Origin of the sequence: Pseudomonas sp. 65/3-MNA-CIBAN-0223, assembly GCF_040310425.1 — a bacterium.
Lineage (GTDB): Bacteria > Pseudomonadota > Gammaproteobacteria > Pseudomonadales > Pseudomonadaceae > Aquipseudomonas > Aquipseudomonas gregormendelii.
In genome coordinates this window covers 194,130-206,729 of the sequence record NZ_JBEOPV010000001.1, presented here as the reverse complement: position 1 = coordinate 206,729, position 12,600 = coordinate 194,130, and the positions used below count along the sequence as shown (strand labels likewise).

Annotated in this window: 6 protein-coding genes and 1 pseudogene; 1 reads left to right on the top strand and 6 read right to left on the bottom strand. The window is 62.0% G+C overall.

Going from position 1 to position 12,600, the window contains the following annotated elements; translation table 11 throughout:
- Positions 1-50: 50 nt before the first annotated feature.
- From AAEZ09_RS00845 to AAEZ09_RS00820, 6 genes and pseudogenes are all read right to left on the bottom strand, one after another.
- Complete coding sequence (locus AAEZ09_RS00845) at positions 51-1,529, bottom strand: efflux transporter outer membrane subunit (protein ID WP_350597635.1); 1,479 nt, start codon at positions 1,527-1,529, stop codon at positions 51-53.
- A complete protein-coding gene (locus AAEZ09_RS00840) occupies positions 1,526-4,633 on the bottom strand; it encodes an efflux RND transporter permease subunit (RefSeq protein ID WP_350597634.1) in 3,108 nt (1,035 codons plus the stop codon). Before AAEZ09_RS00840 ends, AAEZ09_RS00845 begins: the two co-directional genes overlap by 4 nt.
- On the bottom strand, positions 4,630-7,734 hold the full coding sequence (locus tag AAEZ09_RS00835) for an MdtB/MuxB family multidrug efflux RND transporter permease subunit (RefSeq protein WP_350597632.1): 3,105 nt from the start codon (positions 7,732-7,734) through the stop codon (positions 4,630-4,632). The genes AAEZ09_RS00840 and AAEZ09_RS00835 overlap by 4 nt, the downstream gene beginning before the upstream one ends.
- Positions 7,731-9,041, bottom strand: a complete 1,311-nt coding sequence (locus tag AAEZ09_RS00830) for an MdtA/MuxA family multidrug efflux RND transporter periplasmic adaptor subunit (protein ID WP_045058626.1) — start codon at positions 9,039-9,041, stop codon at positions 7,731-7,733. The genes AAEZ09_RS00835 and AAEZ09_RS00830 overlap by 4 nt, the downstream gene beginning before the upstream one ends.
- A gap of 184 nt (positions 9,042-9,225) precedes the next feature.
- Entirely contained in the window at positions 9,226-9,726 is a 501-nt protein-coding gene (tpx, locus tag AAEZ09_RS00825; protein WP_045058627.1) for a thiol peroxidase, read from the bottom strand.
- Between the two features lie 248 nt (positions 9,727-9,974).
- Positions 9,975-10,136, bottom strand: a pseudogene (locus AAEZ09_RS00820) (DUF3313 family protein); the annotation flags it as partial.
- Positions 10,137-10,223: 87 nt separating this feature from the next.
- On the opposite strand from AAEZ09_RS00820, the gene AAEZ09_RS00815 reads away from it, so the two are divergent.
- Positions 10,224-12,572, top strand: coding sequence for a tetratricopeptide repeat protein (locus tag AAEZ09_RS00815; protein WP_350597628.1), 2,349 nt, complete (start codon positions 10,224-10,226; stop codon positions 12,570-12,572).
- Positions 12,573-12,600: the final 28 nt, after the last annotated feature.

The following is a 12,600-nucleotide window of genomic DNA, read 5'->3' as shown; positions in this document are numbered from 1 at the left end:
GCGGTGTTCTGACGTCCATCGCGAGCAAGCTCGCTCCTACAGGAGGGACGCTACTGTGCGCTCTGCTCCAGCTGCCCATCCCAACCACCGCCCAGCGCTGCAATCAACTGCACGCTGGCGATCAACCGGCTCTGCAACAGGCTGAGCATGCTGCGTTCATTACTCAGAGCCGTCGCCTGTACAACCACCACGTCAATATAGGCAATCAACCCCGCCTTGTACTGGTTCTGGGTCAGGCGCAGGGAATCTCGGGCCGCATCCAGCGCCTGCTGGCGCACTTCGGATTCGTCTTCCAGCACCTTCAACTGCACCAGATAGTTCTCCACTTCACGGAAGCCGTCGAGTACGGTCTGGCGATACTTGGCCACGGTTTCATCGTAGGCGGCTTCGCTGCGGTCCACTTCAGCCGAGCGCTGGCCGCCGTCGAACAGGGTCATGGCCAGTTGGGGGCCGACGGACCAGAAGCGATTCGGCACGCTTATCCAGTTGGAAGAGGTGCTGCTGCTGTAGCCGCCGTTGAGGCTCAGTGTCAGGTCCGGGTAATACGCCGCCTTGGCCACGCCAATGTTGGCATTGGCCGCCATCACCGAGCGCTCGGCCGAGGCAATGTCCGGCCGCCGTTCCAGCAGTTGTGAAGGCAGGTTCAGCGGCACCTCGGGCAAGGTCGGGATATCACGGGATTCGGCCAGGTTGAACTGTGCTGGCGGCAAGCCGATCAGCACCGCAATGGCATTTTCGAACTGCGCGCGCTGCCAGATCAGGTCGACCATGTCGGCCTGGGTGCTCTTGAGCTGGGTCTGCGCCTGGGCCACTGCATCCTTGCCGGAGACTCCGGCGCGGTACTGGTTTTGGGTCATTTTCAGCGAGCGCTCGTAGGCTTCCACCGTCGCTTGCAGCAGGCGTTTTTGTTCGTCGATGACCCGCAACTGCAGGTAGTTCTGCACCAGTTCCGATTGCTGGCTCAGGCGCATGGCCGCCAGGTCGGCATAACTCGCCTGGGCATTGGCGGTGTCCGCTTCCAGGCCGCGGCGTAGCTTGCCCCAGACGTCAGCCTCCCAACTCACGCCGGCCTGCGCCGTGTAGGTGTCACGGATGCCACTGGAAGAACTGCTCAGGCTGGAACTGCTGCTACCGGTGCCCTGGCTGGAGCGGTTCTTGCCCACGGTCAGGTCCACCGTCGGAAAAAATGCGCCACGGGCGCTGCGCACCAGGGCCTGGGCCTGGCGGTACTGGGCTTCGGACTGGGCGACGGTCTGGTTGGCGCTGTTGAGTTTGTCGATCAGGCCGTTGAGCTGCTGATCGCCATACAATTCCCACCAGGCTCCGCGCGCCAGCGAATCGCTGGGGTTGGCCTGACGCCAGCCGGCCGCTTCCTTGTACTGCACCGGGGCCGCCGCTTGCGGGCGCTGGTAATCCGGCCCGATGGCGCAAGCACTGAGCAACGACACGCACAGTGCCAGGCTCAGCAGGCGCGAGCCGCGAGCCGGGACCAGGGGTGTGGCCAGGGTGAAAAGCGAACGGTCAGTCATAGCGGAGTTTCCAGAGCAGCATCGGTACGCACCCCACGCCAGTGGTTGAAGCGATGGCGCAGTTTGTCGAGATAGAGGTAGACCACCGGGGTGGTGTAAAGGGTCAGCACCTGGCTGAAGATCAGCCCGCCAATAATCGTCAGGCCCAACGGCTGGCGCATTTCGGCCCCTTCGGCGCGACTGAGCAGCAAGGGCAAGGCCCCGAGAATCGCGGCCAGGGTGGTCATCAGGATGGGCCGCAGACGCTGCAGGCAGGCGCTGCGAATCGATTCCAGCGGCGCCAGGCCCTGATGCCGCTCGAGCTGCAAGGCCAGGTCGATCATCAGGATCGCGTTTTTCTTCACCACGCCAATCAGCAGAAACAGCCCCAACAGCGAGATCAGGCTGAATTCCCCGCCCAGCGCATAGATCGACAGCAATGCGCCGACGCCGGCAGACGGCAAGGTCGAGAGGATGGTCAGTGGATGTATGTAGCTTTCATAGAGCACGCCCAGCACCAGGTACACCGCGACCAGCGCGCCAAGGATCATCCATGGCTGGCTCTTCTGCGTGGCAGCGAACGCGTCAGCAGTCCCGGCGACTTTGACAATCACGTCTTCCGGCATGCCCAGCCGCGCAATCGCCCGCTCGATGGCGGCGGTCCCCTGCTCCACCGTCACGCCTTCGGCCATGTCGAAGGAGATGCTTTCGGAGGCGAACTGGCCCTCGTGGCTGACCCGGTCGTCTTCCAGGCTGTTTTCGTAATGGGCAATGGTCGACAGCGGAACCCGTGCACCGTCGGCAGTAATCACCTGCACTTGCTTGAGGGTAATCGGGTCCTGGGCGTACTTCTGGTTGACCTCCATCACCACTTGATACTGGTTCAGGCTGTCGTAGATGGTCGAGATCTGCCGCTGGCTGTAGGCGTTGTTGAGCACCGAAGTGACCATGTTCATGTCGATGCCCAGGCGTTTGGCCTGATCGCGGTCGACAATCAGCGTGACTTGCTGAGCGCCGCGGCCTTCACGGGCGTCGATGGCCGTCAGTTCGGGCAAAGCCTTCAGCGCGGTCACGACCTTCGGGTACCACTCACGCAATGAGCCCAGGTCCGCGCTTTGCAGGATGTAGGAGTATTGCGAGGTGGTCTGCTCGCGGCCACCGCCGAATTGCAAATCCTGGTCCGCCATCAGCATCAGTTGCGCACCGGGAACCTTGGGCATCTCCTTGCGCAAGCGCTCGATGACCTTCTGGGCGGAGATGTTGCGCTCCTTAATCGGTTTGAGGCGCACCAGCATGAAGGCGTTGTTGGTGCCGTTGCTGCCGCCAATGAAACCGGCGACGCTCTCAACGGCCGGGTCTTTCAATACTGCACGACGGAAAACCTCCATCTTGGGTTGCATCACGGTGAATGACAGCCCGTCATCCCCGCGCACGAAACCGATCAGCTGACCGGTATCCTGCTGCGGCATAAATGTTTTAGGAACAACAATATACAGCGCAATGTTAACGCCGATTGTCACGAACAGACTGAGCAGTGTCAGGCGCCGATGGCGCAGCACCCAGTCGAGGCTGGTGGCGTATTTGGCGACCATCCAGTCGTTGGTCCGGCGGCTGACGCGCTGCAGGCGGTTCTCCTGGCCCGGCGTATGGGGCTTGAGCCAGCGGGCGCAAAGCATTGGCGTGAGGGTCAGCGAAACCACCAGCGAGACCACGATGGACGCCGCCAGGGTGATGGAAAATTCGCGGAACAGGCTTTCAATGATGCCGCCCATGAACAGGATCGACAGGAACACCGCCACCAGCGAGACGTTCATCGACAACAGGGTGAAACCGACCTCTTCGGCCCCCAGATAAGCGGCCTTCATCGGCGGCACACCCTCGTCGATGTGCCGGGAAATGTTCTCCAGCACCACGATGGCGTCGTCCACCACCAGCCCGGTCGCCAGGATCAGCGCCATCAGCGACAGGTTGTTCAGGGAGAACCCGTAGAGGTACATCACCGCAAACGTACCGACCAGCGACACCGGCACTGCCAGGGTCGGAATCAGCGAAGCACGGAAGTTGCCGAGGAACAGGAACACCACCAGGATCACCAGCGCCACGGCGATCAGCAAGGTCATTTCCGCTTCATGCAGGGTGGCCTTGATCACCGGCGAACGGTCCATGGCCAGGTTCAGCTTGACGCTGGCCGGCAGCACGGCCTGCAGCGCGGGCAACTGGGCCTTGATTTCGTTGACGGTCTCGATGATGTTGGCGCCGGCCTGGCGGTTGATGACCAGCAGCACTGCGGCGTCGTCGTTGAAGAAGCCGCTGTTGTAGCGGTCTTCGACGCCATCGCTGACCTTGGCCACATCCTTGAGGCGCAATGCCGCGCCGTCGGCGTAGTGAATGATCAGCGACTCGTAGTCCTTGGCCTTTTCCAGCTGGTCGTTGGCCTGGATCTGCCACAGCCGCTCGCCGTCCTCGACCGCGCCCTTGGGCCGGCGCACGTTGGCGTTGGCGATGGCCGTGCGCACATCATCGAGGGCCACGCCGTACTGGTTGAGCGCCTGGGGTTCGAGCTCGATGCGCACCGCAGGCAGGGAACTGCCGCCGATCTGCACTTCGCCCACGCCCTGCACCTGCGACAGGCTCTGGGACAGAATGGTCGAGGCCAGGTCGTACAGCTGGCCCTTCTCCAGCACATCCGAGGTCAGGGACAGCACCATGATCGGCGCCTGGGACGGGTTGACCTTCTTGTAGGTCGGCATACTGCGCATGCCACTGGGCAGCAGATTGCGCGACGCGTTGATCGCCGCCTGCACTTCCCGCGCCGCGCCGTTGATATCGCGGTCGAGGTCAAATTGCAGGATCACCCTGGTCGAGCCCTGGCTGGATCGGCTGCTCATGGTGTTGACCCCGGCAATCGCCCCGAACGAACGTTCCAGCGGCGTGGCCACGGTCGACGCCATGACCTCGGGGCTGGCACCCGGCAGGCTGGCCTGGACCACGATCACCGGGAAATCCATTTGCGGCAGCGGCGATACCGGCAACAGGCCGAAGCTCACGCCGCCCAGCAACATGATCGCCAGGCTCAACAGCATGGTAGCGACCGGCCGCTTGATGAAAGGTCCGGACAGGTTCATGGCTGCTCTACCGCTTCCACGGGTTCGGATTTATGACCCCAACGACGACCCAGACGATCGAAGTAGAGGTAGATGACCGGGGTGGTAAACAAGGTCAGGACCTGGCTCACCAGCAACCCGCCCACCATCACCAGTCCCAGGGGCTGGCGCAGTTCCGCGCCGGAGCCGGTGGCCAGCATCAGCGGTACCGCACCAAACAAGGCTGCCAGGGTGGTCATCAGGATCGGCCGAAAGCGCAGCAATGCCGCCTGGTAGATCGCCGTCTCCGGGTCCAGCCCCTGATTACGTTCGGCGTCGAGGGCGAAGTCGATCATCATGATCGCGTTCTTCTTGACGATACCGATCAGCAGGATGATGCCGATGATCGCGATCATGCCCAGGTCATTGCCACTCAACAGCAACGCCAGCAAGGCGCCCACTGCGGCCGAGGGCAAGGTCGAGAGGATGGTGATCGGGTGGATGTAGCTCTCGTAAAGCACGCCCAGCACGATGTACATGGTCACCACCGCCGCCAGGATCAGCAGCAACGTGCTCGACAACGACGCCTGGAACGCTTCGGCCGCGCCCTGGAACTGGGTCTGCACGCCCAGCGGCATGCCAATGTCCTGCTGCACCTGTTCAATGATGTCCACGGCATGCCCCAGCGCCACGCCGGGAGCGAGGTTGAACGACATCATCACCGCCGGGAACTGGCCAATGTGGGTGATTGCCAGCTGAGCCTGACGTTGCTCGATGTGGGCCAGGCTGGACAGGCGCACCTGGCCGCCATCGGTGGTCTTGACGTGGATCTGGTTCAAGGCATCCGGGCCGATTTTCTCGCCGGACTGCGCCTGCAGCACCACGCGATACTGGCTGGCCTGGGTATAGATGGTAGAGATCTGTCGCTGGCCGAACGCGTCATACAGGGCGTCGGTGATATTCGCTACCGAAACCCCAACCCGGGACGCCGCGTCGCGGTCGATCACCAGGTAGACCTGCAGGCCCTTGTCCTGCAAGTCGCTGGCCACGTCCGTCAGCTCGGGTCGCTGGGCCAGGGCCTCGACCAGACGGCCGCTCCACAGGCTGAGCAACTCCGAGTCCGGGGACGACATGCTGAACTGGTACTGCGTGCGGCTGACCCGATCCTCGATGGTCAGGTCCTGCACCGGCTGCATGAACAGGCGAATACCGACCAGTTTGTCTACTTCGGGTTGCAGGCGGGCGATGATTTCGCTGGCGCTCAGGTCCCGGGCGCTGTGAGGCTTGAGGTTGATCAGCAAGCGCCCGCTGTTGAGCGTCGAGTTGTCACCATCGACGCCAATGTAGGACGACAGGCTTTCCACCGCCGGATCAGCCAGGATGATTTTCGCCAGGTCCTGCTGACGCTGGCTCATGGCAGCAAAGGAAATCGACTGCGGGGCTTCGGAGATGCCCTGGATCACCCCGGTGTCCTGCACCGGAAAAAAACCCTTGGGCACGATCATGTACAGGAACACCGTCAGCGCCAGTGTGCCGACCGCCACCAGCAGCGTCAGCGGCTGATGTTTGAGCACCCACTGCAACTTGCGCCCATAAGCGGCGATCATCCAGTCGATGACGGCGCCACTGGCACGATAGAAACGCCCCTGCTCCTTTTCTTCGGGCTCGCGCTTGAGCAGCCGCGCGCACATCATCGGCGTCAGGGTCAGGGATACGACCAGGGAAATCAGGATGGCCACCGCCAGGGTGATGGCGAACTCGCGGAACAGGCGCCCTACCACGTCGGCCATGAACAGCAACGGAATCAGTACGGCGATCAGCGACAGCGTCAGGGAAATCAGGGTGAAACCGATCTGTTTGGCGCCCTTGAGCGCGGCGTTCAACGGGGTTTCGCCTTCTTCGATATAGCGGGAAATGTTTTCCAGCATTACGATCGCATCGTCCACCACAAACCCGGTGGCGATGGTCAGGGCCATCAGGGTCAGGTTGTTGACCGAGAACCCGGCGAGGTACATCACGCCAAAGGTGCCGATCAGCGACAGCGGCACGGCAACCGAGGGGATGATGGTCGCGCTGGCGCGGCGCAGGAACAGGAACGTCACCATGACCACCAGGGCAATGGCGATCAGCAGTTCGTGCTGCACGTCCGTCACCGAAGCGCGGATGGTCTGGGTCCGGTCGGTGAGCACGGTGACCTCGAGGCCGGCCGGCAGGTTGTCAGTGATGCTCGGCAGCAGCGCCTTGATCCGGTCCACCACTTCGATGACGTTGGCCCCGGGCTGGCGCTGGATATTGAGCAGGACCGCCTGGTTTTCATTGGCCCACGCGGCCAGCCGTTCGTTCTCGGCCCCGTCGACGATCTCTGCCACGTCCTTGAGCCGCAACGGCGCGCCGTTGGCGTACGCGAGGATCAGGTTGGCGTAGTCCGCGGGCGAAGTCAGTTGATCGTTGGCATCGAGCATCGACACCCGGGTCGGGCCGTCGAAGTTGCCTTTGGGCTGGTTGACGTTGGACGCACCGATCAGGGTGCGTACATCGGCCAGGTTCAGGCCGTTGGCCGCCAGGGCCTCCGGGTTGACCTTGATCCGCACCGCCTGGCGCTGGCCGCCGGCGATGCTGACCATGCCGACCCCGCTGATCTGGGCGATTTTCTGCGCCATGCGCGTATCGACCAGGTCATTGAGCTTGGGCAGCAACATGGTCTTGGAGGTGATCGCCAGGGTCAGGACCGGGGTGTCCGCCGGGTTGACCTTGTTGTACACCGGTGGTGCCGGCAGGTCGCTGGGCAGCAGGTTGGTAGCGGCGTTGATCGCGGCCTGGACCTGTTGCTCGGCGACGTCCATGTTGATGTCGAGGCTGAAGCGCAGGGTCAGCACCGATGCGCCGCCGGAGCTGGTCGAAGCCATCTGCGTGAGGCCGGGCATCTGCCCGAACTGGCGTTCAAGCGGCGCGGTCACGGCGCTGGTCATGACATCCGGGCTGGCGCCGGGGTACAGCGTCATCACGCGAATGGTCGGGTAATCGACCTGAGGCAGCGCCGACACCGGCAGCAAGCGGTAGGCGATAATGCCGGCCAGGATAATGGCCAGCATGCTAAGCGTCGTGGCTACCGGGCGAAGGATAAACAGCCGCGAGATGTTCATGCGCCGCCCTTTTTCGCCTTGTCGGTCGCAGTGCTATCAGGCGACGAGGCCGCCGACTTGCCCTGAAGGTGTTCGGTGGGCGCGGTCGGCACGTCCTTGCTGTCATTGACCACTTCCACTTCACTGCCTTCCTTGAGGCGGTCGGTGCCCTCGAGCACTACGCGGTCGCCGGCGGCCAGGCCTTCGGTGATCACGGTGTTGTCACCGTCACTGGCACCGACTTTCAACTGGCGAATGGTGACCTTCTTGTCGCCATCGAGGGCGTAGACGAAGGTGCCATTGGTGCCGAACTGGATGGCGGCCGAAGGTGCCAGCACGACATTTTTCAGGGTGTCGGCCAACAGGTGGACGTTGACGAACTGGTTGGGAAACAGCGACTGGTCGCGGTTGTCGTAGCGGGCCTTGAATTTGAGGGTGCCTGTGGTTACGTCGATCTGGTTGTCGAGGCTCTGCAGCACGCCGGTCGCCTGCAATTTGGTGTCCCCCCGGTCCCAGGCTTCAGCAGGTAGCTTGGCCCCCGAACGATAACGCTCCAGCACCACGCTCAGGTTGTTTTCCGGCAAGGTGAAGGCGACGCTGATCGGTTGGGTCTGGGTGATGATGGCCAAGGCCGTGGTGTCATTGGCGGCCACCAGGTTGCCAACGTCCAGCTGACGCAAACCTACACGGCCGGCAATCGGTGCGCGAATTTTGGTGAATTCGAGATTGAGCTTGGCGTCATTGACCGCTGCCTGATTGGTCTTGACCGTGCCCTGATACTGGCCGACCAGCGCCTCGGCTGTGTCCAGGGTCTGCTTGGCGATGCTGTCTTCGCGATACAGGCCACGGTAGCGTTCGACATCCACCTGGGCGTTTTTCAACTGCGCCTGGTTCTGCAGCAGGGTTCCTTCGGCCTGAAGCAAGGCATTCTGGTATGGACGCGGGTCGATCTCCGCCAGCAGGTCGCCGGCCTTGACCATCTGGCCTTCCTCAAAGGCAATCTTCACCAGTTCGCCGCCGACCCGGCTACGCACATTGATGGTGTTGAGCGCGGTTACAGTACCCAGCGCCTTGTAGTAAAGGGGAAAATCACCCTTCACAGCCGGCGCCACACGCACCGGAATCGGCCCGGTCGCGCCGCCGAACCCCGGCCGCATCCCCCCGGATTTGCCGGTATGCCCGGCCGCAGCTTTCTGCCCTGCAGACTCTTTCTGGTCGCCTGCGGGCCAGAATTTCCAGCAGACGCCAGCGACGACCAACAGAACTAGCAGGCCGAACAGCCAGCGACGGGGACTACGGGAGGAGGATTGCATTGAATGATCAACCATTGGGCGCGTGGGCTTCTTCTACGGGAGGCTGAACGATAAGCACTGGTGGGTATTAAGCAAAGCGGCTTTACCGGCAATTTACCTTCGGCTTACGTAACAGGATGTTTGTCCAAGACACTGATACAGATACACAAATGAAAACGGCCTGGACAGGGCCAGGCCGTTAACAATTGTAAGCCCGAACTTATTTCAATACAGCAAGCGCCGCTTCGTAATTCGGTTCTTCAGCAATTTCCTTGACCAGTTCGCTGTGCAGGACGTTGTCGTTTTCGTCCAGGACCACCACCGCACGGGCGGTCAGGCCTTTGAGCGGACCGTCGGCAATTGCCACGCCGTAGTTCTCGATGAACTCGGCACCGCGCAGGGTCGACAGGTTCTGCACGTTTTCCAGGCCTTCGGAACCGCAGAAACGCGCCTGGGCGAACGGCAGGTCAGCGGAGATGCACAACACCACGGTGTTGGCCACGTCGTTGGCCTGGGCGTTGAACTTGCGCACGGAGGTGGCGCAGGTCGGAGTGTCGACGCTTGGGAAGATGTTCAGCACTTTGCGTTTGCCGGCGAAGCTTGCCAGGGTCACGTCGGACAGATTGCCGGCAACCAGGGAAAAGGCTGGCGCCTTGGAACCGGCTTGTGGCAGTTGGCCGTTGACTTGAACCGGAGAGCCTTTAAGAGTGACTTGAGCCATGAACTGAGTCCTTCTGAACGTTGATGTGGAGATTTTTGAAGAGGCCGAAGTTAACCACGAAATGGGCTGGCGACCTATGCCCGGATACAAATTGTGGTGTATCAGCCAGCGACTGTAATCGTTGACGTCGATCGCCTGCACAAGCTGCGCAGGCGCTGTCGGGACGGATGGTGCTTGTCACCAAAACCCCGTAGGAGCTGCCGAAGGCTGCGATCTTTTGATCTTGATTATAAAAAACAAGATCAAAAGATCGCAGCAGCTACCAGAGCAATCGGGATCACTTCGTAAGGCTTCAGGCCTTCAGTCTTGCTGCTGGCGGCGGTAATGGCGGCGCGCACCACGATCACACCCGGGCCAGGCCCTGCGGCCAGCGGCAAGGACTTGCCAATTTCGCGCTTGAGCGCCTGGTCGATTGACACGGGCCTGGCATCCGGCAAAGCTGCACCGATGCTGCACGCGCGCCTGAAGGTAATCGCACCTGGACTACGGAAGTCGCAATGCCTGAACATAAGAATAAAGCTGCAGATCCTAAGCCTGAATCGCCTTCCAATCTGACGGGGCGCTTGCTGTTTCCGGTCATCATCGCGACGCTGCTCCTGGCAGTGGCGGGGATCGGCTGGTTTCTGCTGAGCAGCACACCAACCCCGGTTGCCCTCGCACCTGCTCCGACTGCCCAACCAGCCAAGGCGCGCCCCGTCGCAATGGCCCCCGCGACCATGGTCGACGAAGTGCAATGCCAAGGCTGCCACAGTCCCCAGGTCAAGGATTGGCAAGGTTCCCATCACCAACTGGCCATGCAGGACGCCAATACCGACACGGTGCTGGGTGACTTCAATAACGTCAGCTTCAAGGCGGAAAACGAAACCACACGCTTCTCGCGCAAGGACGATGCTTTCTGGGTCAACACCCCTGGCATCGATGGCCAGAATGCGGACTTCAAGGTGGCCTACACCTTTGGCATCGCGCCGTTGCAGCAATACCTGATAGAAGTCGGCGAAGGTCGGCTGCAGGCGTTGGGTGTGGCGTGGGATACCGAAAAGCATCGCTGGTTTCACCTGTACCCGGGCCAGGGCGTCAACTTCAAGAATCCGTTGCACTGGAGCAAGCCGAGCCAGAACGCCAATTTCATGTGCGTCGAGTGCCACACCACCGGCTTCAAGCGCAATTTCGATGCCGCAAAAAACACCTTTGACAGTCAGTGGAATAGCCTCGGTGTCGGCTGCCAGGCATGCCATGGCCCGGCCTCGAACCATCTGCAGTGGACGGCGAAAAAAGGTGACCTGGTGCACAAGGGTTTTGCCGTGGATCTCAAGGACCAGAACGCAACCGTCGAACTGGAAACCTGCGCCCGCTGCCATTCCCGGCGAGCGCCCCTGGGAGACGGTTTTACCGTCGGCAAGCGGCTGATGGACGACTACCTGCCCAGCGCACTGACGCGCGAACTGTATGCGCTGGACGGCAAGATCAAGGATGAGGTGTTCGAGCACGGCTCCTTCGCCCAGAGCAAAATGGCCGACAAGGGCGTGCGCTGCAGCAATTGCCACAACCCTCACAGTAACGAACTGAAGGCGCCCGGTAATGGCGTCTGCCTGCAATGCCACAACACGGCGGGCAAGACCGCCGTCGCCGGGGTGGACGGCAAGGGCTTGCAAGCGAAGAACTACGACTCCATCGAACACACCCGGCACACCATGGGGCAACCCGGCTCGCAATGCGTGGATTGCCATATGCCCGGCAAGTTCTACATGGGCAACGACTTCCGTCACGACCACAGCTTCAGCATTCCCAACCCGGAACGAGCAAAAAAACTCGGCACGCCGGACGCCTGCCTGACCTGTCACCAGGGGAAGGCTGGTGACAAGGTCACTGAACAGTTCAAGCTCTGGAACGCCGCCTCTGCCCCGCAGGCCCCGCGCTACGACGAAAGCCTGTGGCTGATCCGCAATGGCCAGCCCGGTGCCGCCCAAGCCCTGAAAGAGCAGTTGCAACGCAGCAATTTGCCGGCTATCCAGCGCGCGACGCTGCTGGCCGAGTTGGCGCTGTACCCCAGCGAACAGGCCTTGAAACTGGCAAGCAAAGACTTGAACAACCCGGCGCCCCAGGTACGTGAAAGCGCCATCCGGGCGATCAGCGCCATCCTGCCGCCGGCCGAACGCGCACCCCTGCTGACGCCATTGCTGGTTGACCCGGTGAAGGCCGTACGGATTGCCGCCGCACGCGACCTGCTCGGCGCGGCCCGCGATGGTTTGGGTAACGCCCGGGGCAATTGGGACGTGGCAATCGGCGAGTATGAAGCGGTGCAGAATAGCCTGGCCGAACGTGCCGAAGCCAACCTCAACCTCGCCATGCTGTATCAGGCCAACGGGCGCAGCGCTGAAGTCGAAGGGTTGTTGCGCACTGCGCTCAAGCGCGACCCCGACTTCTACCCGGCACTGGTCACCCTGGTGCAATGGCTGGAAGCGGCCGGACGCAAACAGGAAGCGCAGGCACTCCTCGACCAGGGCCTCAAGGACCACCCGGAAGCAGCGCTGCTCCAGCATTCCCTTGGCCTGGCCCTGATTCGCGCCGGCAAAACCGCCCAAGCCATGCCTGCCCTGCTCAAGGCGGCCCGACTGGAGCCGCAGAACGCGCAATACGGCTATGTACTGGCCGTAGCGCTGCACGACAGCGGCAAGGTTGACGAGGCTTGCCTGGAGCTGGAACGGCTGCTCAAGGAACAGCCGGCCAATCGCAACGCACGACTTTCGCTGATCCAGTATTACCTGGAGAACGGCCAGGAACCCAAGGCCCAGGCATTGCTGCAAGGCTGGAAGAAAATGAACATGGGCGACCCGGCGTTGAAATAACGGCCCGTCCGGCACCGCACTCCAGGTT